Source organism: Streptomyces subrutilus, assembly GCF_001746425.1.
Lineage (GTDB): Bacteria > Actinomycetota > Actinomycetes > Streptomycetales > Streptomycetaceae > Streptomyces > Streptomyces subrutilus_A.
The window spans coordinates 202,825-225,585 of sequence record NZ_MEHK01000001.1 but is presented as its reverse complement, the minus strand read 5'-3'; the positions used below and the strand labels follow the sequence as shown (position 1 = coordinate 225,585).

Genomic DNA, 22,761 nt, shown 5'->3' with positions numbered 1-22,761 from the left:
GCCGTCGTCGCCTTGTGCTGGTGTGGCGGTCAGCTCCTGGTTGTACGTATCGGCGTCGTGCGGTCGGTGCTCCGTGGTGTCTCCCGAGTCTGCCCGAGTGCGTGGCCTGTCCGGATGCGTACGGGCGATGGCGCCCGCGTGACGGTGGCCGGGCTGATGCGTGCGGCGTTCCAGCCGCACCAGAGCGGGAAGGCCGGCGGCCCGCTCGCCGACGCCGCAGCCGAAGGCGGTGAGCCGGAGGTCGCTTCCTCTGCCAGCCACCGCACCGTCGACTTCCACGATCGATCGAGGAAGGTCGAGATCATCCAATGCGCCGACCGCTGCTGCGGCACGTCGAACGCGCCAAGCGCCGACAGTCCACCACGACGACGTAGCGGCGGCACGGCGGCCTGTACTACTGCCCGCCTGCGAGGATAAGAAACCTGTAAATGTCGCGTGCATGATCGAGAAGGGTCGGGGCAACCGCTGTTTCGGAGGTTGATAACTATGGTTCCCCTGCTTCTCGTTCTTCTGCTCGTTCTGATCCTTTTCGGCGCCGGCTTCGCGGTGGAGATTCTTTGGTGGGTCGCGATCGCGGTGCTGGTGCTGTGGCTGATCGGGTTCGTCGCCCGCCCGAAGGGCGGCAGCGGACGCTGGTACCGCTGGTAGCGGCACACGAAAAGTGACACGACATAGCGCTGCGGCGGTGCACAGTCCCCTGGGGGCTGCGCACCGCCGCAGACGTGTGCGGAGTCAGCCCGACGCGATGAGTTGACGCACATGAGGTGAAGGCGCACGCCCGGGGGTATGCGGCACATAACCGGGCCGGTCGTCGTGACGCAGCAGGGGACCTGCTCACCTCCAAGGATCGACGACCGTCCCGGCCCGATGACCAGGTCAACTCCTGCCCGTGCCGGCCCACCGGGAGATGCAAGCGTCGGTCCAGTTCCCGCGCGTCCTGCGGCCCGGTCCCGAGGCTTCGTGGCGACGGAGTCGATGCGGATCACGCCGGCGATCATTCGGGCGGTCATGTGCTGCGCCGCGGCCTCGTCGGCCGGGGTGGAGTCTGGGTCTGCCGCGGATTCCTCTGCGTCGTCGATGTCGTAGACCGGGATGGCCGCGGCGAGCGGGCGGATCCGGAGCATCATGTGCAAGACCGGGGACGAGGACGCCGGTCACGGCGACGGCGGTGGCCGCGGTCTCGTTCGGCAGCCAGACGCCCGCGGCGCATACGAGGCTGAGGAGGAAGTACGCCCAGGGCGGCATGATGCCGAGCAAGGCACGGGTGCGCTCGGCCTCCATCAGTTCCCTCAAGGTGTCCCGGTCCGGGAGGCCGCCGCCGTAACCAGGCAGCGCCATTGCCCCACACTGCCGACCAATGTGACGCTCGCAGTCTGGAGGAGGCGTTAGCGGGTAAGCGTCGAGCCGGGGGGCGCTGCTCGGCCGACTACCCAGGAGCAGCCCCTCACCGCTACCGCATCGTGAGGTGAGTGTGATGGTTCGAGCGGATATGGCCTACAAGGGAATACCCTCAGCAACGCCTCTGTGGCTCCTGATCGCCATTGTCGTGATCATCTCCATATACGCCATCGCCGTTAGGGTGCGGCGCAACAGGCAATGACAGATCGGCAGACGGCCCCGCAGGGAGACGACGGTCGGCGGTCGGGCACGGACATGGCGGATCCGCAGCCAACGATCACGTGAGCTCCGGATCTGCCTGCGAAGTGGGCCGTTCCGGCCACGACTCCGCCAACTACATGGCCAGAAGCCGCCAACTGCGTTGGCCTGAAACGCGGTGACCAGGCAGAAAATTATCGCCCCGCCGCCAACTAACGTGACCGGTCACACAAACCGGGCGGTCAAGGGGGTCTGACGGACCCCTTTGACCGGCGCCCCTCTCGCCCCTCCTGTGACAAAGGTCTGGCTGGCTGGCTATTGCCGACGGGGTTTTCCGTGGTTTCGCCGTGCGCGTCCGCGTCTGCTGGGACCATCGGTTGGGTAAGTGTGCGCGTTGAACCGTGGTGAGAGATCGCCCGTGCCTGCACCGCAGGAGCAGACGATGGAACCAACGACACGATGCCGCCCTTCGGCGGATCTGTTCCCCCGGCGCTGAGAGTCCGCACTCCACCAGTGCCGATGCCGACGGCCGCGAGAGCGGGGGGGCTCGTCAAGGTGGGCGAGTGCCGTACGACGGCACGGGCCGCACCTCGCCCACCACGGGCGACAGCGACGAGCCGCCGTACGAGTCGGGGGTGGCGGCGCTCCGGGCGGGCTGGCGGCTGATTCAGGCCGCTCAGCTGATCCCGCCGTACCCGGGTCATGAGTACAACCTCTCCTTCCTCAAGCACGAGTTCTTCTTCGAGCGTATCGTCGACGCGCGAGCGGAGCCGCGGGAGGCGTGCTCCCGATAGGCGAGGCACTCCGTCCTCGTGAGGCGGCGGCACCGAGGAGGGGCAGGGCAGGGTCAGGCTCCGGCCTTGCGCTTGTTGTAGACGTCGAAGCCGACGGCCGCCAGCAGTACCAGGCCCTTGATCACCTGCTGGTAGTCGGTACCCACGCCGACCAGCGACATGCCGTTGTTCAGTACGCCCAGCACCAGACCGCCTGTGAGCGCGCCGATGACGGTTCCCACACCGCCGCTCGCGGAGGCGCCGCCGATGAAGGCGGCGGCGATCGCCTCCAGCTCGAAGTTGATGCCGGCCTGCGGGGTACCGGCGTTGAGTCGCGCGGCGAAGACCATCCCGGCCAGGGCCGCGAGGACGCCCATGTTCACGAAGGCCAGGAAGACGACCCGCTTGCTCTTCACCCCGGACAGCCTCGCCGCCGCCTCGTTTCCGCCGATGGCGTAGGTGTGCCGGCCGAGGATCGAGTTGCGCATCACGTATCCGAAGCCGACCAGCAGGACGCCGAGGATCAGCAGAACGATCGGCACCCCGTGGTAGCTGGCCAGCAGCAGCGTGAAGGCCACCACGGCCGCGGTGATCGCGCCGAGCTTCACCAGGAAGAGCCCGGCCGGGAGGGGTTCCAGCCCGTACGAGGCGGCCCGCCGCCGTCCGCGCACCTCCTGCAGGATCGCGACGGCCAGCACCACGAAGCCCAGCAGCAGGGTGAGGTTGTGGTAATTGGTGTGGGGGCCGACCGCGGGGAGGAAGCCGCTGCTGATGTTCTGGAAGCCCTTGGGGAACGGCGCCACCGACTGGCCCTGCAGGAGGATCTGGGTCCCACCGCGGAACAGCAGCATGCCGGCCAGCGTGACGATGAACGAGGGGATCCCGAGATAGGCGATCCAGAAGCCCTGCCAGGCTCCGGCGAGAGCCCCGATCAGCAGCGCGGCCACCAGCGCCACGGGCCACGGCGCGTGGTGTTTGACCATCATCACCGCGGCGGCCGCCCCGACGAAGGCGGCGAGCGACCCGACCGACAGGTCGATGTGCCCGGCGATGATGACGATCATCATGCCGATGGCCAGGATGAGGATGTAGCCGTTCTGCTGGATCAGGTTGGTGATGTTGAGCGGCTGGAGCAGGATGCCGTCCGTCCAGAACTGGAACAGCAGCACGATCAGCGCCAGCGCGAGCAGCATCCCGTACTGGCGCAGGTTGCCGCGCAGCACTCGGGCCAGTACGGCACCGGCTGACGGTCGTTGGCCGCTGTGCGGTGTGCGGGGCGTGGTGTCTGGGGTGGTCTTGGTCTGGGCCATGCCTCACACCTGCTTGTCGGGGTATGCCGCGCTCATGGTCATGAGCCGCATGAGGGATTCCTGGGTGGCTTCCGCGCGGTTGACCTCACCGGTGATCCGGCCTTCGGCCATGGTGTAGATCCGGTCGCACAGGCCCAGGAGTTCGGGGAGTTCGGAGGAGATGACGAGTACCGCCTTGCCCTGGGCGGCGAGTTCGGCGATGACGGTGTAGATCTCCGCCTTTGCGCCGATGTCGATGCCCCGGGTGGGTTCGTCGAGTATCAGCACGTCCGGCTCGGCGAAGATCCACTTGCTGAGGACGACCTTCTGCTGGTTGCCGCCGCTGAGTTTGCCGGTCTCCGCGAACACCGAGGGGGCCTTGATGTTCATGGTCCGCCGGAACGATTCGGCGATCCGCGCCTCCTCGTGCCTGTCGACCCAGCCCCGCCGGGCGACCTTGCCGAGGGCGCTCAGCGAGATGTTCCGGCTGATGTCGTCGTTGAGGTTGAGGCCGAGCTGCTTGCGGTCCTCGGTCACGTACGCAATGCCGTGCCCGATCGCCTCCGGCACCGTCCGGGTACGGATCTCCCGGCCGTCCAGCCGCACCCGGCCGCCGGTCCACCGCCCGTACGAGCGGCCGAAGACGCTCATGGCCAGTTCGGTGCGGCCGGCGCCCATGAGGCCGGCGATGCCGACGATCTCGCCTCGACGGACGTTGAGCGAGACGCCGTCGACCACCTTGCGCCGGTGGTCGATCGGGTGCTGGACGCTCCAGTCCTCGATCTCGAAGGCGACCTCGCCGATCTCCGCCCCTGGTGCCGAGTAGGGTTGCCGGTCGGGGTAGCGGTGTTCCAGGTCACGGCCGACCATGCCGCGGATGATCCGCTCCTCGGAGATGCCCTCGGGGCCGATCGCGATGGTCTCGATGGTCCGCCCGTCGCGCAGGATGGTGACGGCATCGGCGACCCGGGCGATCTCGTTCAGCTTGTGCGAGATGAGGATGCAGGAGATGCCCTGAGCCTTGAGCTCGAGGATCAGGTCGAGCAGCTTGCGGCTGTCCTCGTCGTTCAGGGCGGCCGTCGGCTCGTCCAGGATGAGCAGCTTGACCTTCTTGGCGAGCGCCTTGGCGATCTCGACCAACTGCTGTTTGCCCACGCCGAGATCGGCGATCCTGGTGTGCGGGCTCTCGTCGAGTCCGACCTGTCGGATCAGTGCGGCGGCGTGGGTCAGCGTCTTGGACCAGCTGATGACGCCCCGGGTGGCGTGCTCGTTGCCGAGGAAGATGTTCTCGGCGATGGACAGGTAGGGCACCAGCGCGAGTTCCTGGTGGATGATCACGATGCCGCGCTGCTCGCTGGCCCGGATGTCCCGGAACCGGCAGGGCTCGCCCTCGAAGTAGATCTCGCCCTGGTAGCCGCCGTGGGGGTGGACCCCGCTGAGTACCTTCATCAGCGTGGACTTGCCGGCGCCGTTCTCACCGCAGACGGCGTGCACCTCACCCGAGGCGACGGTGAGGTTGACCTCGGAGAGGGCCTTGACGCCGGGAAACGTCTTGCTGATCGACCGCATCTCGAGAACGGGTCGGGCCATGGTTGTGCATCCGTATCGTCGGGGCGGTGCGGCATCGGCCGGTCTCCCGGGCGTCGCACCGCCGTGTCGTCGTCGCCGACCCGTCGGCCGGGCTCCGTGGGCTACTTCAGCTGGTCCGCGGTGTACTGGCCGCTGTCCACCAGGACCTTCTGGTAGTTCTCCTTGTCGACGCTGACTGGCTGGAGCAGCTGCGCCGGTACGGTCTTGACGCCGTTGTTGTACTGGGTGGTGTCGTTGACCTCGGGCTTGCCGCCCGTCAGTAGCGCGTCGCCCATCTGGACTGCTGCCTTGGCCAGTTGGCGGGTGTCCTTGTAGACGGTCTGGGTCTGCTCGCCCGCGGTGATCGACTTCACCGAGGCCAGCTCGCCGTCCTGGCCCGTGACGACGGGAATGGGCTGGCCGGCGCCGTAGCCGACGCCCTTGAGTGAGGAGATGATGCCGATCGAGATGCCGTCGTACGGCGAGAGCACGGCGTCGACGCGTGCGGAGGTGTACGACTTGCTCAGCAGGTTGTCCATACGGGACTGGGCGAGGCCGCCGTCCCAGCGCAGTATGGCGATCTGATTGAAGGAGGTCTGGCCGCTCTGCACGACCAGCTTCTTGTCGTCGATGTACGGCTTCAGGACGCTCATCGCACCGTTGAAGAAGAAGGTGGCGTTGTTGTCGTCCGGTGAGCCGGCGAACAGCTCGATGTTGAACGGGCCCTTGCCATCCTTGAGGCCGAGCTTGTCGACGATGTAACTGCCCTGGAGGACGCCGACCTTGTGGTTGTCGAAGGTCGCGTAGTAGTCGACGTTCTCGGTGCCGCGGATCAGCCGGTCGTAGGAGATGACGGGGACGTGGGCGTCGGCGGCCTTCTGTAGCACGTTGGTGAGCGAGGAACCGTCGATGGCGGCGATCACCAGCAGCTTGGCGCCCTTTGTGATCATGTTCTCCACCTGGGAGACCTGGTTCTCCACGACGTTGTCACCGTACTGGAGATCGGTCTTGTAACCCTTGGCCTGGAACTCCTTGACCATGTTGTTGCCGTCATTGATCCAGCGCTCCGACGACTTGGTCGGCATCGCGATGCCGACGAGGCCGCCTTTGGCCTCCCCGCCACCCCCGCCCTCGCCTGCTCCGTTGGCGCTCTGGCCGCAGGCTGCCAGCGACAGCGTCAGGCCCAGGGTGACAAGGCCGGCTGAAAGCTTCCGCACAGTTCCTCCAGTGATGTTCCGCGACCGGCACGGTGTGACCCGGTTGGGAGAACCCGGAAGCGGTCGAGCGGGGCCGACCCGGAGTCGTTTCCTCGCACTGTGTGAAGTCCGGGTTCGCGGCGGCTCCGGCCTGGCGATACCTGAGTGTTAACGCTCACAAGTGGTCCGTCAAGGGTCTGTTCGGATCGCTGTCGGGGCATACGTCCGGCGTGCGGGAGCGGATGTGCGCGGAAATTCCGGGAGCTGGACCACCGGACCGACCCCGCTGCCCGTGTTCTGGTCACCCGCAGTTCGCACACCCTCGGCGTGGTCGGCTTCGACTCGACCCCGCCGTTCGACCAGGGCCTGGAAGACGTCGACGTGATCGCGTACCGGATCTCCGCCGTCAGTGCGGCGGCCCGGCGCGCCAGTTCTGTGCCCCACGCCGCGGTCGGTTCCAGCAGCCGGCCGAGGGTCCCACGGCGACGCGACTCGGTCGCTTGTAAGAGGACGTCGGCTGCGGGAACAGTGTGACGCCGAGCTGGCGGAGGGAATCGTGCCCGAGCTGTCCCGCTGCGTCATGAACGACGAGACAGAACTGCCCGGTCTCCTCCTCCACCACGGCCAGCCCGTCGCATACCTCACAGGCCGGGCCGCCCACCAGGCGCCCACCACCTACCGGGGCGAGGACGAGACCGACGCCCGCGACGCCTTCGTCATCGCGGACCAGGCCCGCGTCCGCCGCGGCGTGAGCATGTTCCGGCCCGGCGACGACATTGCCCTCGACCTGCGGGTTCTCACTGCACGGCGTCTGGGCGTGGTCCACGACCGGAGCCGTCGGATCAACCGCCTGCGGGGCCCAGCTCCTGGAGTTCTTCCCTGTACTGGAACGGGCCCTGGACCTGACGAAGGAGGGCCCCGCCATCTTGCTGACCGCCTACCGGACCCCGGCCACGATCCGCCGCATGGGTGTCCGGCGGCTGGAGGGCATGGCTCCGTAACCGTAAGGTCGGCGGGGCGGCCGCGCTCGCAGCCCGGGCCGTGGAAGCTGCCCAGAACCAGATGACCGCCCCGCGAGGCGAAGAGCTGGGCACCGAGCTCGTCGCCCGCTCGGTAGCCGCCCACAGCGACGAAGCGGCCGAACTCGACGGCCGAACCGAGACCCGGTTCCGCCGGCACCAGGACGCCGAGGTCATCCTCGCGATGCCCGGCATGGAACGCACTCTTGGAGCGGAGTTCGTCGCCGCGACCGGCGGTGAACTCACCGCCTTTGCCGGCCCCGACCGCCTGCCCGCGTTTGCCCGCCTGGCACCCGTCCCCTGGGACTCCGGGACGGCCAGCGGGAACCTGCGCGGACGCCGCCGCTACCACCGCGGCCTCCAGCGGGACCTCTACCTCTCCGCGCAGGTCAGCGTATTCTTCTGCCCGGTCTCCAAGGCGTAATGAGACCGGAAGGGGAAGGAAGGCAAAGGGTACAGCGAGCAGTTCTCACCCTCGCTCGGCGCCGCCGCAATGTCCTCTGGGTCATGATCCGCGACCACGCGCCCTTCCAGGCCGCCCCAGTCCGCGGCCAGAGCCGTTTGGCTTCAGGTGGGCAGTGCGGTCCCGGTACGGGTCGAGGTCGTTTGCTGGGCCTCGACTTCATCAGCTCCCCTTGCAGTTGACCGTCCTGATGTTGTTTCAGTGATCCGACGGATTCTTGCAGAAAATCTTGACAGTCACTCAGGCCCCTGGTCTCCTGCCTCCAACGCTCATGTGCGAGCTGCAAATTGTTAGCGCTAACAATCCTCCGTCGTCCCCCACCACCCTCAGGGGCCACACCTTGTCGCCGCTGCGCCGCGCCGTGCGGCCGGATCCGCAGGTGCCGAGGGCAGGTCGCCCCTGCCCAAACCGTGTGACAGCTCATCCGGTCACAAAGGAGATCTCACATGCGCAGACAAAGTTCCAGCCGCAGCCGCCTGTCCGCGGTGCTCGCCGCCGCGGTCGCGGCCCTGGCCGCGTTGGCGGCGCTGCTCGTCGCCGGCCCGGCTCAGGCGGCCACCACCAGCGACTTGCGCGGTGTTGCTTCCGGCCGCTGTCTCGATGTGGCGGGCTTCAGCCAGTCCGACGGCGCAAACGTGCACATCTGGGACTGCCACGGTGGAATCAACCAGCAGTGGACGTTGACGGACAGCAGCCAGCTGACCGTGTACGGCAACAAGTGCCTGGATGTCCGGGGCGGCGCCACCACGTCCGGGACCCCGGTGCAGATCTGGACGTGCAACGGTAGTGAGAACCAGCAGTGGCGGGTGAACTCCGACGGCACGATCGTCGGCGTGCGGTCCGGGCTGTGTCTGGAGGTCTCGGGCTGGGGCACGGCCAACGGCACGGGGGTGCAGACCTGGTCGTGCCACGGTGGCAGCAACCAGAAGTGGACCGGCCTGTCCGGGGTGAGCAACGCGTGTGCTCTTCCGTCGGCCTACCGGTGGACCTCGACGGGTCCGCTGGCGCAACCGGCGAACGGGCAGCTGGCCCTGAAGGACTTCTCCACCACCACGTACAACGGTAAGCGCCTGGTCTACGCGACCACCTCCAACGGAACGGCGTGGGGCTCGGCGGCGTTCAGCCCCTTCACGAACTGGTCGGACATGGGGGCGGCCACCCAGACCAGGATGAACGAACCCGCGGTGGCGCCCGAACTGTTCTACTTCGCGCCCAAGGACGTCTGGGTGATGGTGTCCCAGTGGAGTCAGTGGCCGCTCTACTACCGCACCTCCAGCGACCCCACCAACCCCAACGGCTGGTCCGCCGCGCAGCCGCTGTTCACCGGCAGCCTCCCCGTGGGACCCGGGGACCGGAGGGACGCCCCGATCGACCCGACCATGATCGCCGATGACCAGAACATGTACCTGTTCTTCGCCGCCGACAACGGCAAGATCTACCGGGCGAGCATGCCGATCGGGAACTTCCCGGGCAACTTCGGCTCCTCGTACACGACGGTCATGAGCGACGCGACGGACCTTCTGTTCGAGGCGCCGGAGGTCTACAAGGTCCAGGGCCGGAACCAGTACCTCATGATCGTTGAGGCGCAGGGTTCGAACCGCTACTTCCGCTCGTTCACCGCCTCCAGCCTGAACGGTCCGTGGACCGTCCAGGCCGGCAGCGAGAGCAGCCCCTTCGCGGGTCAGGCCAACAGCGGTTCCACCTGGGCCAAGGGCGTCAGCCACGGTGACCTGGTCCGCAACAACCCCGACCAGACCATGACCATCGATCCCTGCAACCTGCAGTTCCTCTATCAGGGCCTCCCCACCACCACACCGGAGAACACCGACTACCTGAAGCTGCCGTACCGGCCGGGTCTGCTCACCCTGCAGCGCTGACCCGTCTGAACCACGGCGCTCGCGATGTGGTGCGTTCCGCCGACGTGCAGCCGAGCGGTTCATGGCGTGGGCAGCTCCACCTGCTGACCCACGCTCACCGCACCGAGGAACCCCAGCCGGGCATCGGCTGGGGTTCCTCATCCTGTACCGGCGGTCAAGGCGTAGCGGAGCCGGGCCGTGGAACGCCACGGCCCGGCTCCGGGGCGCTGCGGCTCAGCGGGCGCCGAGGAGGTGTTCGAGGGCGAGCTGGTCCAGCTGCTCGAAGGCCATGCCGCGGCGGGCGGCGGCGTCGACGTCGAACTCGTCGAAGGCGGACGGGTCGGCCAGCAGCCCGGCCAGGCCGTCCGCGGCGGTCGGGAGGGCCAGTTCGGGCAGCCGGGAGGCGGCGAGCGCGGCCCGGACCTCCGGATCGGACCGGAAGGCGTGGGCACGCTCCGCCAGGATCAGGTAGTTGCGCATGCAGCCGGCCGCCGAAGCCCAGACGCCGGCGGAGTCCTCGGTGCGCGGCGGCTTGAAGTCGAAGTGACGGGGGCCGTCGTAGCCGGCCGACTCCAGCAGGTCGACCAGCCAGAAGGCCTGGCGCAGGTCGCCCGCACCGAAGCGCAGGTCCTGGTCGTACTTGATGCCCGTCTGGCCGTTGAGGTCGATGTGGAACAGCTTGTCGTGCCACAGGGCCTGGGCGATGCCGTGCGGGAAGTTCAGCCCGGCCATCTGCTCGTGGCCGACCTCCGGGTTGAGGCCGACCCGCTCGGGCCGCTCCAGCTCGTTGATGAACGCCAGGGCGTGGCCGATGGTGGGCAGCAGGATGTCGCCGCGCGGCTCGTTGGGCTTGGGTTCGATCGCGAAGCGCAGGTCGTATCCCTGGTACTCGACGTACTCGCCCAGCAGGTCGAAGGCCTCCTTCAGTCGGTCGAGGGCGGAGCGCACGTCCTTGGCCGCGCCCGACTCCGCGCCTTCGCGGCCGCCCCAGGCGACGTAGACCGAGGCGCCGAGTTCCACGGCCAGGTCGATGTTGCGGATCGTCTTGCGGAGCGCGTACCGGCGCACGTCCCGGTCGTTCGCGGTGAAGGCGCCGTCCTTGAACACCGGGTGGGTGAAGAGGTTGGTGGTGGCCATCGGGACCTTCAGCCCGGCCGTGTCGAGTGCGGTGCGGAAGCGCTTGACCGCCTGCTCGCGGGCGGCCTCGCCGGCGCCGAAGGGGATCAGGTCGTCGTCGTGGAACGTGACGCCGTAGGCGCCGAGCCCGGCTAGCCGCTCCACGCTCTCGACGGGGTCGAGGGCGGGTCGGGTGGCATCGCCGAATGGGTCCCGGCCCTGCCAGCCGACGGTCCACAGGCCGAAGGTGAACCTGTGCGCGGGGGTGGGGACAAGCGGGTCGCTGGTCAAGAGGCGCTCCGGATCTGGGGCCGAGGGCTATTTGTAATGGCGAAGAACAAATTAGTATGCGGACATGCCAGAAGGAACCCCACCGGAGGAACGCATGTCTGCTCAGCGTGTCGTGATCGGTGTCGACAGCTCGACCCAGGCCACCAAGGCCCTCGCCGTCGACCTGGACACCGGCGCCGTCCTGGGCGAGGGCCGCGCCGCTCACGCCGTCAGCGCGGGCGCCGGACGCGAGAGCGACCCCGAACAGTGGTGGCGGGCGCTCGGCGAGGCCATGGCGGGCACCGGCTGGGCGGATCGCGCCGCCGCCTGCTCGATCGCCGGCCAGCAGCACGGCCTGGTCACCCTCGACGCGGCCGGACGGCCGGTGCGCCCGGCGCTGCTCTGGAACGACGTCCGCTCCGCCCCGCAGGCCGCCGAACTCGCAGCCGCGTTCGGTGCGGCAGAGCTCGCCCGCCGCACCGGAAGCGTCCCCACGGCCGCCTTCACGGCCGCCAAGTGGGCCTGGCTGCACACGAACGAGCGCGCCGCCGCCGACCGCGTCACGGCCGTCCGGCTTCCCCACGACTTCCTGACGGAGCGCCTGACCGGTGAGGCGGTGACGGACCGCGGTGACGCGTCGGGAACCGGCTGGTGGGGCCCGGACGGTTACGACCAGGACGTCCTCGGCTGGATCGGCCTCGACCCCGGGCTGCTGCCGCAGGTCCTCCCGCCGGGAGCCCGGGCGGGTGTCGTCCGAGCCGGGATGCCGCTGCGCAGGGGCGCACTGGTGGCGACCGGGACCGGTGACAACATGGCCGCCGCCCTCGGGCTGGGCCTGACCCCCGGACGTCCGGTGCTGAGCCTCGGTACCTCCGGCACCGTCTACGCCGTCGGCCGGACCAGGCCCGCCGACCCGGGCGGAACCGTCGCCGGCTTCGCCGATGCCCTCGGCGGCTGGCTGCCGCTCGCCTGCACGCTCAACTGCACCCTCGCCGTCGATCGCTTCGCCGCCCTCGTCGGCCGCGACCGGGAGGACGTCGAGGGAGGCGGCACGGCGGTGGTGCTTCCCTACCTGGACGGCGAGCGCACCCCCGACCTCCCGGGTGCTTCCGGCCTGGTCCACGGCCTGCGCCACGACACGACGCCGGGCCAGCTGCTCCAGGCCGCCTACGACGGCGCCGCCCACGCCCTGCTCGCGGCCCTGGACGACGTGCTGCGCGCCGGAGGCGAGAGCCCCGCCCCCGGCGAACCACTCCTGCTGATCGGCGGCGGAGCCCGCGGCAGGGCCTGGCAGAGGACCGTCCTGCGACTGTCCGGGCGAGCGGTCCAGGTGCCCGAGGCCCGGGAACTGGTCGCGCTCGGGGCCGCCGCCCAGGCCGCCGCACTGCTCACCGGTGAGCCTGCCGATGCCGTCGCCCGGCGCTGGCGGACCGCCGAGGGCCGGGTACTGGAGCCCGTACCCCGTGACGACGACACGCTCGAACGGATCACCAGTACGCTGCGGCGGGCGGGGGCCTTGCAGGAGGTCATGCCGGGAGAGCGATAGGAGGGTCGGGCCGATGACGGGGACCGGCAGGGGGAGCGGGGGCGCGGAGGCCGCGCCCGCCTCGCAGCAGGGGATGCGCCGGCGGAACCTCGCGGTGGTGATCGGCGTGGTCGCCGCGCACGGCCCCCTCTCCCGGGCGGACGTGGCCGGGCACACGGGCCTGACCAGGCCGGCCGTCTCCTCCATGGCCGACGAGCTCATCGGTCGAGGAGCGCTGACCGAGACGGAGACCGCGCCCAGCGGACGGGTCGGCCGCCCGGGACGGGCGCTGGCCCTGAACGATCGGGGTCCCGCGGGCCTCGGTCTGGAGATCGGCGTCACCCGTCTCGCCGCGTGCGTCGTGGACCTGCGCGGTGAACCCCGGGTCTGGCGTCGCGTGGAGCGGGCCAACGCGGGCCGGCCGGCCGGAGAGGTGCTGGCGGAGGCCGCCGCGCTGGGCGCCGAGGCGGAGTCCGAGGCCGCGGCCCTCGGCCTGCGCGTCGAGGGCCGCGTCCTGGCCGTGCCGGGGGTGGTGCCGAACGAGCCGGGCGGACTGGTCGCGAACGCTCCCAACCTCGGCTGGCAAGCCCTCCGCCCCGCCGACCACTGGCCCGACCCCGACACCGCGCCCGAGCCGGAGAACGAAGCCAACCTCGGGGCGCTGGCCGAGCAGTGGTACCAGGGAAACCCCGCCGGGACCTTCGTACACGTCTCCGCCGAGGCCGGAATCGGTGCCGCACTGGTCATCGGCGGGCAGCTGTTCCGGGGCGCCCGCGGCTTCGCGGGCGAACTCGGCCACCTGCCCGTCCACCCGGAGGGCGCCCGTTGCGCCTGCGGGGCGCGCGGTTGCCTGGAGCAGTACGCGGGCGAAGCGGCCGTGCTGCGCGAGGCCGGGCTGGGGCGCGTCGGCGACCCGGTGGCCCTGCTGGCCGAGCGGGCGGGAGCCGGGGACGCGGCGGCCCTGCGCGCCCTGGACCGCGCAGGACGGGCCCTGGGCCTCGCCCTCACCTCGGCGGTGAACCTGATCGACCCGGACGGCCTCGTTCTGGGCGGCGCCTACGCCGAACTCGCCGACTGGCTCCTCCCGTCCATACGCGCCGAACTGGCCGCCCGGATCACCGTCCGGCCCTGGACCCCGGAGGCGGTACGACCCTCCGCCCTGGGGCGCCGCGGACCGGTGCTGGGCGCGGCCTGGTCGACCGTCCGAGAGATCATCGCCGATCCCACTCGCCTGCCGGCCCGGTAGTGCTGTGACCGCGTGGGTTCGCCGGCCCGGTGGCCGCCGTTCCCCGGTGCACCGGGGCGGTCAGTCGTCTATCGCGCTCGCAGCGAGTCGCCGCTCGGACAGGCGGCCGGCCACTGCTCCACGGCCGTGATGTGGACGGTCGCGGCCGGTGCCAGGATGCGCGGACCGTGCCGGGCTTCAACTGGTTCACAGTCCCAGTGCCAGCCGGTGGTAGGCCTGGTTCCAGCGGAGATCGCGCCGGAACTGCTTCGGGGTGGTGGCCTCGTCGATGAGGGCGAGCTCCAGGCGGAGCATTTCCGCCAGGTCGTCGAGGTGGTCGGAGGTCAGGGCGGTGCTGAGGACGGTGTGGTGCGGTCCTCCGGCCGTCAGCCAGGATTCGGTGGAGGTCCGCAGGTCGGGGCGGGGCCGCCAGACCGCGCGGGCGACGGGCAGTGCGGGCAGCGGGTGAGGGGGTGCCACCACGTCGATGTCATTGGCGATCAGGCGGAAGCGGTCGCCGAGGTCGGCGAGCCCGACCACCACGGCCGGGCCGGGTGCCGCGTCGAACACCAGCCGCACCGGGTCCTCCCGCCCGCCGATGCCGAGGGGGTGGATCTCGCAGCTGGGCCTGGAGGCGGCGATGGTGGGGCAGACTTCCAGCATGTGCGCGCCGAGGATGAGCTCGTTGCCGGGTGTCAGGTCGTAGGTGTAGTCCTCCATGAAGGAGGTGCCGCCCGGGAGGCCGGCGGCAGCCACCTTGAGGGCGCGCAGCAGGACGGCGGTCTTCCAGTCGCCCTCTCCTCCGAAGCCGTACCCCTGGGCCATGAGCCGCTGGACCGCGAGGCCGGGCAGCTGGCGCAGTCCGCCCAGGTCCTCGAAGTTGGTGGTGAAGGCCCCGAAGCCGCCCGTTTGGAGGAAGGTGCGCAGGCCGGCTTCGATGCGGGCCGCGTAACGCAGCGCGTCGTGCCGTTCGCCGCCCGGTCGCAGTTCCGGCGCCAGGTCGTACAGGTCGGCGTACTCCTCGACGAGCAAAGCCACGTCGGTCTCGTCCGCGCTGTCGACGACCTTCACCAGGTCGTTGACGCCGTAGGTGTTGACGGAGACGCCCAAGCGCAGCTGGGCCTCGACCTTGTCGCCCTCGGTGACGGCCACGTCGCGCATGTTGTCGCCGAAGCGGGCGACCTTGAGGGTGGCCAGTTCGGATCGTGCGGCGGCCGCCCGTGCCCAGATCGCGACGCGTGCGCTCGTCTCGGGATCGGTGACGTGGCCGGCCACCGTTTTGCGGGGTACGCCCAGACGGGTCTGGATGTGCCCGAACTCGCGGTCTCCGTGGGCAGCTTGGTTGAGGTTCATGAAGTCCATGTCGATGGTGTCCCAGGGCAGGGCCACGTTCGACTGGGTGTGGAGGTGCAGCAACGGCTTGCGCAGCGCGTCCAGTCCGGCGATCCACATCTTGGCCGGCGAGAAGGTGTGCATCCAGGCCGTCAGCCCGATGCACCGGTCGTCGGCGTTCGCGTCGAGGCACACCCGGCGGATGGCGTCGGCGTCGGTCAGTACCGGCTTCCACACCACGCGCGCGGGAATGTCGGAGGCGTCGGCCAGCGCGGCGGCGATCTGCAGCGACTGTTCGGCGACCTGCTTCAGCGTCTCCTCCCCGTACAGGCCTTGGCTGCCGGTGAGGAACCAGATTTCCTGGGCGGGGGATGTTCGGCTGGGCACATGGACTCCTGAAGGTGACGTCCCGCAACGGTGGTGAGGGCGGCGGGCGGGTGGGAATGCGGGAACGGACAACGGGGCGGGGGTCAGTCCGCGGTGTGGGTCGTGTCGCGGATGTGTCTGAGGCGGTGCAGCAGGCCCCCCGTGGCGAAGTGGTCGTGCAGGAGCCGGTATTCGGCGAAGAGGGCGTCGTACGCCTCGGCCCGGGTGGCGTCGGGCAGGTAGACGGCCGGCAGCCGGCGGCCCATGGCGGCGGTGGCCGTCCGTACGTCGCCGTGCGCGCCGGCGGCTACGGCGGCGTGGATGGCCGACCCGAGGGCGGGGCCCTGGTTGGACGCGGCCAGGGATACGGGGCGGCGCAGCACGTCGGAGTAGATCTGCATCAGCAGTTCGTTCTTGGCCAGTCCGCCGGCGACGATGAACTCGTGGACCGGTACGCCGCCTGCTTCCAGGGCCTCCACGATGACGCGGGTGCCGAACGCGGTGGCTTCGAGCAGTGCGCGGTAGACGTCCTCGGGGCGGGTCGCGAGGGTGAGACCCACGATGACTCCGGAGAGGTGGTGGTCGACGAGGACCGAACGGTTGCCGTTCAGCCAGTCGAGGGCGACCAGTCCGTGGCCGCCGACCGGCTGGCCGGCGGCCTTCCGGGTCAGCAGGGTGTGCAGGTCCTCGCCGCGGTCGGCGGCCTCGGCGAGGTAGTCCGGCGGGACGCCTTGGTCCAGTACCCAGGCGAAGATGTCGCCGACCGCGCTCTGGCCGGCCTCGTAGCCGTAGGTTCCCTCGACGATCCCGCCGGCCACGACGCCGCAGATGCCGGGGACGTCGGCGAGGACGGGGGAGTTCACGACGTGGCAGGTGGAGGTCCCCATGATGGCGAGCAGTTGTCCGTCCTCGACTGCCTGGGCCGCCGCCGCGGTGACATGGGCGTCGACGTTGCCCGCGGCCACGGCGATGCCGGGGCGCAGGCCTGTCCACGCTGCCGCCTCCGTACTGAGCGAGCCCACTCGTGATCCCAGAGCGGAGAGGGGGAATTCGAGGCGGGTGCGTGCGAAGTCGGCGAACCGGGGGTTCAGCGCGGCCAGGTACTCCTCGCTCGGGTAGGCGCCGTCCTGGTGGATGCCCTTGTATCCGGCGGTGCAGGCGTTGCGGGACTCGGTTCCGGTGAGCTGCCACACGATCCAGTCGGCGGCCTCGATCCACCGGGCGCAGCTTTCGTAGACGAGCGGGTCTTCTTCCAGGACCTGGAGCGCCTTCGCGAACTGCCACTCGGCGGAGATCCGGCCGCCGTAGCGGGCGATCCACTTCTCCCCGCGGGCTTGGGCGAGTTCGTTGATGCGGTCGGCATGGGACTGGGCGGCGTGGTGCTTCCACAGCTTGGGCCACGCGTGGGGCCGTCCGGCGAGCTCGGTCTCGGAGAGGGGAGTCCCGTCGGCCAGCGTGGGCAGGACGGTGCAGGCGGTGAAGTCGGTGGCGATGCCGATCACCGCGGCGGGATCGATCCCGGCCGCCGCCAGGGCCTGCGGGACGGCGCGACGCAGTACGTCCCGCCAGTCCTGGGGGTGTTGCAGGGCCCAGTCCGGAGGCAGCGGCGCACCGCCTTGCGGCAGGTATCGGTCGATGACGCCGTGCCGGTAGGGGTGGACCGCCGCGGCCAGCTCCTGACCGTCGCGAACCCGTACCACCACGGCGCGACCCGACAGGGTGCCGAAGTCGACACCGACCGTGTACTGCTCCGATTCCTCGGAAGGAGGGGCGGGCGCGAGGAGATGGGGTGACGTCAACAGAGTGCCTTTCGAAGGAGCCGTGGGCGGCACGCGGCGCGGCCCGGCAGCCGGAGATGCCGTCCCGACCATCCTGGCGGTCGGCGGAGGATCCGATGAGCTTGCAGTGTGAGCGCTAACAATGTCGAGAGGCAAGGGGTCTGCGTGGATCATGTGGGAGACCCTCATGGTGCGGCGGCCTTCGTATACGGGGCCGCGGCTCGATATGCCTTTGACGCGAGGCGGGTTGAGGTCTCCGATTCGGGTAGGCGGGGTCGATGGTCGCGCGAACGGATGGAGTCCGCGTTGTTGTCGCACGTGACGCGGTAACGGACAGGTAACGCGCGCAAAGGGGTTGAGAACCCGGCTTGTTAGCGCTCACAATGCGACGGCGCCCCCTCACGGGCATCCCGCTCCTATCGCCCCCCCCCCGCCCCCGCCCCCGGCCCCCGCCCCGGCCCCGCCACGCCCATGACCACGGGCGCAGCCCGGCACCGGCCGTGCGGAGCCTCGTCCGTAGCCCCCGAAAGGACACCCGTCATGGCTCGCAGAGCAGCCCTCGTCCTCACCGTCGCCCTTCTCGCCTCCTCGGCGCTGACCGCCTGCTCGACCGAGGGTCCCACCTCCGCCCCGGCCTCCGGGGCCAAGACGGGCTCCGGCGGCACGATCACCATGGGCTTCGCCCAGGTCGGCGCCGAGAGCGGTTGGCGTACCGCCAACACCAAGTCCGTCCAGGAGGCGGCGAAGAAGGCCGGGATCGAGCTCAAGTTCTCCGACGCGCAGCAGAAGCAGGAGAACCAGATCAAGGCGATCCGCACCTTCATCCAGCAGAAGGTCGATGTGATCGCCTTCTCGCCGGTCGTGGAGTCCGGCTGGGACACGGTGCTCAAGGAGGCCAAGGACGCGGGCATCCCGGTCATCCTCACCGACCGGGCCGTGGACACCAAGGACACCTCCCTCTACAAGACCTTCCTGGGCTCGGACTTCGTCAAGGAGGGCAAGTCCGCGGGCGAGTGGCTGACCGGCGCGTACGCGAACGAACAGGGCCCGGTCAACATCGTCGAGCTCCAGGGCACCACGGGCTCAGCACCCGCCAACGACCGCAAGGCCGGCTTCGCCGATGCCATCCGTGCCGACGGCAAGTTCAAGATCGTCGCCTCGCAGACGGGCGACTTCACCCGCGCCAAGGGCAAGGAGGTCATGCAGGCGTTCCTGAAGTCCCAGAAGGACATCGACGTCCTCTACGCCCACAACGACGACATGGCCCTCGGCGCCATCCAGGCCATCGAGGAGTCCGGCAAGAAGCCCGGTACGGACATCAAGGTGATCTCGGTGGACGGAATCAAGGACGCCTTCGTCGCCATGACCGAGGGCAAGATCAACGTCGTGGTGGAGTGCAACCCGATGCTCGGCGACCAGCTGATGGAGCTGGCCAAGAAGGTCGTGGCGGGGGAGAGCGTGCCGACCCGGGTCGAGACCCAGGAGGGCGTCTTCCCGCAGGACAAGGCTGCGGCCGCCCTGCCGTCCCGGAACTACTGACGCGACAGGTTTTGGTGCCGGAGGAGGCCCGGCTCCGGTGCCTCCTTCACCCTCCGGAGCCCGCTCCACCACCCCACACATGAGAGGAGGGCGGATGACGCATCCGTCCACCCCGCCGGCCACGGGCGCCGGCGGCCCGCGGCCGGTCCTGGAAGCCCACGGCATCCGCAAGCGGTTCCCGGGCGTGCTCGCGCTCGACGGAGTCGCCCTGCGCCTCTTCCCCGGTGAGGTGCATGCCCTGATGGGCGAGAACGGCGCCGGGAAGTCCACCTTGATCAAGGTACTCACCGGTGTCCACCCCGCCGACGGCGGCGCCATCCTCGTGGACGGCCGGCCCCACGCGTTCAGGGACCCCCTCCAGGCACAACAGGCCGGAATCAGCACCGTTTATCAGGAGGTCAACCTCTGCCCGAACATCTCGGTAGCCGAGAACATCCTCATCGGGCGCGAACCGCGCCGGTTCGGTCTCATCCACTGGTCCGCGATGCGGCGGCGGGCGGCAGAGCTGCTGACGGAACTCGACCTCGGTCTGGACGTCACCAGTCTGCTCGATTCGCACTCCCTGGCGGTGCAGCAACTGGTCGCCATCGTCCGGGCGGTGGACGTCTCGGCGAAGGTGCTCGTACTGGACGAACCCACCTCCAGCCTGGATCGCGAGGAGGTCGCCCAGCTCTTCACCCTGGTGCGGCGCCTGCGGGACCGCGGTGTGGCCATCCTGTTCGTCACGCACTTCCTCGACCAGGTATTCGACCTCTGCGACCGCGTCACCATCCTGCGCAACGGCCGGCTGGAAGGCGAGTACCCGATCGGGGAACTCACGCCGGTGACGCTGGTACAGCGCATGATCGGCGGAGAACTGGCCACCCTCGACCAGCTGTCCGGCCGTGCCCCCGAGGAAGCGGCCGAACGGGCGGCCGGCGAGCCGTTCCTCCAGGCCCGACAGCTGACCCGTACGGGCTCCATCGAACCGTACGACCTTGACATCCATCCCGGCGAGGTCATCGGACTGGCCGGCCTCCTGGGCTCGGGCCGCACCGAGGTGGCGCGCCTCCTGTTCGGCGCGGACAGCGCGGACGCCGGAGAAGTGAGCATCGAGGGCGAGAAGGTGGTCCTGCGCAGCCCCCGCCACGCCATCGCCCGGGGCATCGCGTTCTGTTCCGAGAACCGCAAGTCCGAGGGACTGGTGGGCGAGCTCACGGTCCGCGAGAACATCGTCCTCGCCCTGCAGGCCGCCCGCGGCTGGACCAGGCCGCTGGCCCGTGCGAAGCAGGACGAACTGGCGCGGCACTGGACAGAGGCCCTGGACATCCGCCCCGCCGACCCCGAAGCCCAGGTGCGCCACCTCAGCGGAGGCAACCAGCAGAAGGTCCTCCTCGCCCGCTGGCTGCTGACCGCACCCCGGCTCCTGATCCTCGACGAACCCACCCGGGGCATCGACATCGGGGCCAAGGCGGAGATCCAGAAACTCGTGGCCCGCCTGGCGGGCGAAGGCACCGCCGTGCTGTTCATCTCGGCGGAACTCGAAGAGGTCCTGCGCCTGAGCCACCGCATCGCCGTGCTCCGCGACCACCGCATGGTGGCCACCCTCGTGAACGACGACACCGTCACGCCCGAACGCCTCCTCACGACCATCGCCACCGGAACGGACTCATGACCACCCAGCCCCCCAAGTCCGAGGCGGCCGCCGCGATCGGGAGACGGCTGGCCGGCCACCGTCTGCTGTGGCCCGCGCTCATCCTGCTCGCCCTGCTCCTCGGTAACCTCGCGTTCCACCACGACTTCTTCTCCGTCCGCGTACGCGACGGCCATCTCTACGGCAGCCTCATCGACATCCTGCAGTTCGGTGCGCCACTCATCCTGGTGGCGCTCGGCATGACCCTGGTCATCGCCACCCGCGGGATCGACCTCTCGGTGGGTTCCACCGTCGCCATCGCCGGCGCCCTCGCCTGCGGGCACATCTCCACCGCCGCGCATCCCGGCAGCGTCGCCACCATGCTCACGGCCGTCGCCCTCGCGCTCGGCGTCGCCCTCGTGCTGGGCCTGGCCAACGGCTTCCTGGTGTCCGGGCTGGGGGTGCAGCCCATCGTGGCCACCTTGATCCTCATGGTCGCGGGCCGCGGCGTCGCTCAGCTGATCACGGACGGCCAGATCGTCACGGTGACCAGCGCCCCCTACAAAATGATCGGCGGGGGCTACTGGCTGACCTTCCCGTTCGCCGTCCTCCTGGCGGCCGCCCTCGTCGCGCTCACCGCCTTCGTCACCCGCCGCAGCGCACTCGGCCTGCTGATCGAGTCCGTCGGCGGCAACCCCGCGGCCAGCCGCCTGGTCGGCATCCGGGCCGGCGGCCTGCTCGCCCTGGTCTACGTCTTCAGCGCCCTTTGCGCCGCCGTCGCCGGACTGATGATCAGCTCCAACGTCTCCAGCGCCGACGGCAACAACGCCGGCCTGTGGATCGAGCTCGACGCGATCCTCGCCGTCGTCGTCGGCGGCACCGCACTGACCGGAGGACGCTTCTCCCTCGGCGGCACCGTCCTGGGCGCCCTGATCATCCAGACCCTGTCGACCACCGTCTACACCCTCGGCGTCCCACCCGAGACCACCCTCGTCTTCAAAGCCTTCGTCGTCATCGTCGTCTGCCTCGTGCAGGCCCCGGTCTTCCGGGCCAAGGTCCTGCGCCGCCGCAGGACGACCACTCCCCGATCCCACACCACGGCGGGCGCCGCCCCGCTGCAGCAGGAGGTACGCGCATGAGTACCGGCATCGCGAGCGCCGCCGCGCACCTCACCCGCCCCTTCGCGACCGTGTCCCCGCGCACCCGCACCCGTATCCCACTGATCGTCACGGCTGTCCTGCTGGCCGTCATGTTCAGCGTCGGATCGGTGCGCTACGAGGGCTTCCTCTCGGCGCAAGTCGTACTGAACCTGCTGATCGACAACGGATTCCTCCTGGTCGTCGCGGTCGGGGCGACCTTCGTCATCCTCACCGGCGGCATCGATCTGTCCGTCGGCTCCATGGTGGCCCTGTCGACCATGCTCACCGCTTGGCTGGTCGAGTCGCACGGCTGGCCCCTGGCCACCGTCATCCCCCTGGTCCTGCTCGTCGGCGCCGGGAGCGGGACGCTCATGGGCTGGATCATCCACACCTTCGAGATCCAGCCGTTCATCGTCACCCTGGCCGGCATGTTCCTCGCCCGCGGGCTCTGCTACACGATCAGCACCGAATCCATCACGATCAGCGACCCCACGACGGTGGGAATCGCGCAGACCCGGCTGTACGGCCCGGGAGGACTGTTCGTCTCGATCCCGGTGGTCATCGCCCTGGCCGTGCTGGTGATCGCCTTCGTCGTCCTGCACCACACGCGCTTCGGCCGCAACGTGTACGCGCTGGGCGGCAACGAGTCCTCCGCTCGGCTGATGGGTCTTCCGACGGGATCCACCAAGATCGCCGCATACGCCGTCAGCGGCCTGTGCTCCGCACTCGGCGGCCTGTTGCTGACCTTCTACATGCTCTCCGGCTACGCCCTCCACGCGATGGGCATGGAACTCGACGCGATCGCCGCCACCGTGATCGGCGGCACGCTGCTGACCGGAGGCTCCGGTTTCGTCCTGGGCACCGCCCTCGGCGTGCTCGTCCTCGGCACGATCCAGACGGTGGTCAACTTTCAGGGCACGCTCAGCTCCTGGTGGACCCGGATCGTCGTCGGTGCCCTGCTGCTCGTGTTCATCGTGCTGCAACGCCTGATGAGCGGCCGCCGCCCCGCCGCCGACTGACTCCGGCTCCGCAGCCCACCCGCCCGTGCCACCGCGTTCGCGTGCCGCGATCACAGCTTGGTCCCGGCGCGCATCCGGT

General features: G+C 69.8%; 18 protein-coding genes. 12 read left to right on the top strand and 6 right to left on the bottom strand.

What is annotated here, in order from left to right; translation table 11 throughout:
- Nucleotides 1-114 precede the first annotated feature (114 nt).
- The 3 genes from BGK67_RS38200 (at nt 115) to BGK67_RS02055 (ending at nt 2,390) form a co-directional block, all read left to right on the top strand.
- Complete coding sequence (locus tag BGK67_RS38200) at nt 115-417, top strand: hypothetical protein (protein WP_141753990.1); 303 nt, start codon at nt 115-117, stop codon at nt 415-417.
- Between the two features lie 69 nt (nt 418-486).
- Nucleotides 487-648 (top strand): hydrophobic protein, encoded by a 162-nt coding sequence (locus BGK67_RS02060; protein ID WP_069918249.1) that lies wholly within the window; start codon nt 487-489, stop codon nt 646-648.
- Nucleotides 649-2,072: 1,424 nt separating this feature from the next.
- The gene (locus BGK67_RS02055) at nt 2,073-2,390 is read left to right on the top strand and encodes a hypothetical protein (RefSeq protein ID WP_432215501.1); all 318 of its coding nucleotides are present in this window, start codon (nt 2,073-2,075) and stop codon (nt 2,388-2,390) included.
- Nucleotides 2,391-2,443: 53 nt separating this feature from the next.
- On the opposite strand, the gene mmsB is transcribed toward BGK67_RS02055, so the two are convergent.
- The 3 genes from mmsB to chvE all read right to left on the bottom strand — a co-directional run bounded on the left by mmsB (nt 2,444) and on the right by chvE (nt 6,444).
- A complete protein-coding gene (gene mmsB / locus BGK67_RS02050; RefSeq protein WP_244291108.1) occupies nt 2,444-3,679 on the bottom strand; it encodes a multiple monosaccharide ABC transporter permease in 1,236 nt (411 codons plus the stop codon).
- A gap of 3 nt (nt 3,680-3,682) precedes the next feature.
- A complete protein-coding gene (gene mmsA, locus BGK67_RS02045) occupies nt 3,683-5,248 on the bottom strand; it encodes a multiple monosaccharide ABC transporter ATP-binding protein (RefSeq protein ID WP_069918248.1) in 1,566 nt (521 codons plus the stop codon).
- A gap of 101 nt (nt 5,249-5,349) precedes the next feature.
- The gene (gene chvE, locus BGK67_RS02040; RefSeq protein WP_069918247.1) at nt 5,350-6,444 is read right to left on the bottom strand and encodes a multiple monosaccharide ABC transporter substrate-binding protein; all 1,095 of its coding nucleotides are present in this window, start codon (nt 6,442-6,444) and stop codon (nt 5,350-5,352) included.
- Nucleotides 6,445-7,003: 559 nt separating this feature from the next.
- Here chvE and BGK67_RS37225 point away from each other — a divergent pair.
- The 3 genes from BGK67_RS37225 (at nt 7,004) to BGK67_RS02025 (ending at nt 9,782) form a co-directional block, all read left to right on the top strand.
- Nucleotides 7,004-7,489, top strand: coding sequence for an IS110 family transposase (locus BGK67_RS37225; protein WP_244291413.1), 486 nt, complete (start codon nt 7,004-7,006; stop codon nt 7,487-7,489).
- A complete protein-coding gene (locus tag BGK67_RS37220) occupies nt 7,486-7,866 on the top strand; it encodes a transposase (RefSeq protein WP_069918245.1) in 381 nt (126 codons plus the stop codon). Before BGK67_RS37225 ends, BGK67_RS37220 begins: the two co-directional genes overlap by 4 nt.
- Nucleotides 7,867-8,351: 485 nt before the next feature.
- On the top strand, nt 8,352-9,782 hold the full coding sequence (locus BGK67_RS02025) for a non-reducing end alpha-L-arabinofuranosidase family hydrolase (protein WP_069918244.1): 1,431 nt from the start codon (nt 8,352-8,354) through the stop codon (nt 9,780-9,782).
- 213 nt (nt 9,783-9,995) lie between these two features.
- On the opposite strand, the gene xylA is transcribed toward BGK67_RS02025, so the two are convergent.
- Nucleotides 9,996-11,168: a xylose isomerase gene (xylA, locus tag BGK67_RS02020; RefSeq protein WP_069918243.1), complete on the bottom strand. Its 1,173-nt coding sequence runs from the start codon at nt 11,166-11,168 to the stop codon at nt 9,996-9,998.
- 94 nt (nt 11,169-11,262) lie between these two features.
- Here xylA and xylB point away from each other — a divergent pair, with 94 nt between their 5' ends.
- Nucleotides 11,263-12,693 carry a xylulokinase gene (xylB, locus tag BGK67_RS02015; RefSeq protein WP_069918242.1) on the top strand — a complete coding sequence of 477 codons (1,431 nt, stop codon included), beginning with the start codon at nt 11,263-11,265 and terminating at the stop codon, nt 12,691-12,693.
- Nucleotides 12,694-12,706: 13 nt separating this feature from the next.
- Entirely contained in the window at nt 12,707-13,918 is a 1,212-nt protein-coding gene (locus BGK67_RS02010) for an ROK family protein (protein WP_069918241.1), read from the top strand.
- A gap of 186 nt (nt 13,919-14,104) precedes the next feature.
- On the opposite strand, the gene araA is transcribed toward BGK67_RS02010, so the two are convergent.
- Both araA and BGK67_RS02000 read right to left on the bottom strand, forming a co-directional pair.
- On the bottom strand, nt 14,105-15,616 hold the full coding sequence (gene araA, locus BGK67_RS02005) for an L-arabinose isomerase (protein WP_069918240.1): 1,512 nt from the start codon (nt 15,614-15,616) through the stop codon (nt 14,105-14,107).
- Between the two features lie 83 nt (nt 15,617-15,699).
- Nucleotides 15,700-17,394, bottom strand: a complete 1,695-nt coding sequence (locus BGK67_RS02000) for a ribulokinase (RefSeq protein WP_069918239.1) — start codon at nt 17,392-17,394, stop codon at nt 15,700-15,702.
- A gap of 519 nt (nt 17,395-17,913) precedes the next feature.
- On the opposite strand from BGK67_RS02000, the gene BGK67_RS01995 reads away from it, so the two are divergent.
- The 4 genes from BGK67_RS01995 to yjfF all read left to right on the top strand — a co-directional run bounded on the left by BGK67_RS01995 (nt 17,914) and on the right by yjfF (nt 22,682).
- Entirely contained in the window at nt 17,914-18,912 is a 999-nt protein-coding gene (locus tag BGK67_RS01995) for an ABC transporter substrate-binding protein (protein ID WP_069918238.1), read from the top strand.
- A gap of 94 nt (nt 18,913-19,006) precedes the next feature.
- Complete coding sequence (locus BGK67_RS01990; protein WP_069918237.1) at nt 19,007-20,566, top strand: sugar ABC transporter ATP-binding protein; 1,560 nt, start codon at nt 19,007-19,009, stop codon at nt 20,564-20,566.
- A complete protein-coding gene (locus BGK67_RS01985) occupies nt 20,563-21,663 on the top strand; it encodes an ABC transporter permease (RefSeq protein WP_069918236.1) in 1,101 nt (366 codons plus the stop codon). Before BGK67_RS01990 ends, BGK67_RS01985 begins: the two co-directional genes overlap by 4 nt.
- Complete coding sequence (gene yjfF, locus BGK67_RS01980) at nt 21,660-22,682, top strand: galactofuranose ABC transporter, permease protein YjfF (RefSeq protein WP_079153942.1); 1,023 nt, start codon at nt 21,660-21,662, stop codon at nt 22,680-22,682. Before BGK67_RS01985 ends, yjfF begins: the two co-directional genes overlap by 4 nt.
- Nucleotides 22,683-22,761: the final 79 nt, after the last annotated feature.

Bases quoted from the DNA above. Each gene is read 5' to 3' on its own strand.
- BGK67_RS38200 (WP_141753990.1), top strand. From the start codon at position 115: ATGCGTACGGGCGATGGCGCCCGCGTGACGGTGGCCGGGCTGATGCGT.
- BGK67_RS02060 (WP_069918249.1), top strand. From the start codon at position 487: ATGGTTCCCCTGCTTCTCGTTCTTCTGCTCGTTCTGATCCTTTTCGGC.
- mmsB (WP_244291108.1), bottom strand. From the start codon at position 3,679: ATGGCCCAGACCAAGACCACCCCAGACACCACGCCCCGCACACCGCAC.
- mmsA (WP_069918248.1), bottom strand. From the start codon at position 5,248: ATGGCCCGACCCGTTCTCGAGATGCGGTCGATCAGCAAGACGTTTCCC.
- BGK67_RS37225 (WP_244291413.1), top strand. From the start codon at position 7,004: ATGAACGACGAGACAGAACTGCCCGGTCTCCTCCTCCACCACGGCCAG.
- BGK67_RS37220 (WP_069918245.1), top strand. From the start codon at position 7,486: ATGACCGCCCCGCGAGGCGAAGAGCTGGGCACCGAGCTCGTCGCCCGC.
- BGK67_RS02025 (WP_069918244.1), top strand. From the start codon at position 8,352: ATGCGCAGACAAAGTTCCAGCCGCAGCCGCCTGTCCGCGGTGCTCGCC.
- xylB (WP_069918242.1), top strand. From the start codon at position 11,263: ATGTCTGCTCAGCGTGTCGTGATCGGTGTCGACAGCTCGACCCAGGCC.
- BGK67_RS02010 (WP_069918241.1), top strand. From the start codon at position 12,707: ATGACGGGGACCGGCAGGGGGAGCGGGGGCGCGGAGGCCGCGCCCGCC.
- BGK67_RS01995 (WP_069918238.1), top strand. From the start codon at position 17,914: ATGGCTCGCAGAGCAGCCCTCGTCCTCACCGTCGCCCTTCTCGCCTCC.
- BGK67_RS01990 (WP_069918237.1), top strand. From the start codon at position 19,007: ATGACGCATCCGTCCACCCCGCCGGCCACGGGCGCCGGCGGCCCGCGG.
- BGK67_RS01985 (WP_069918236.1), top strand. From the start codon at position 20,563: ATGACCACCCAGCCCCCCAAGTCCGAGGCGGCCGCCGCGATCGGGAGA.
- yjfF (WP_079153942.1), top strand. From the start codon at position 21,660: ATGAGTACCGGCATCGCGAGCGCCGCCGCGCACCTCACCCGCCCCTTC.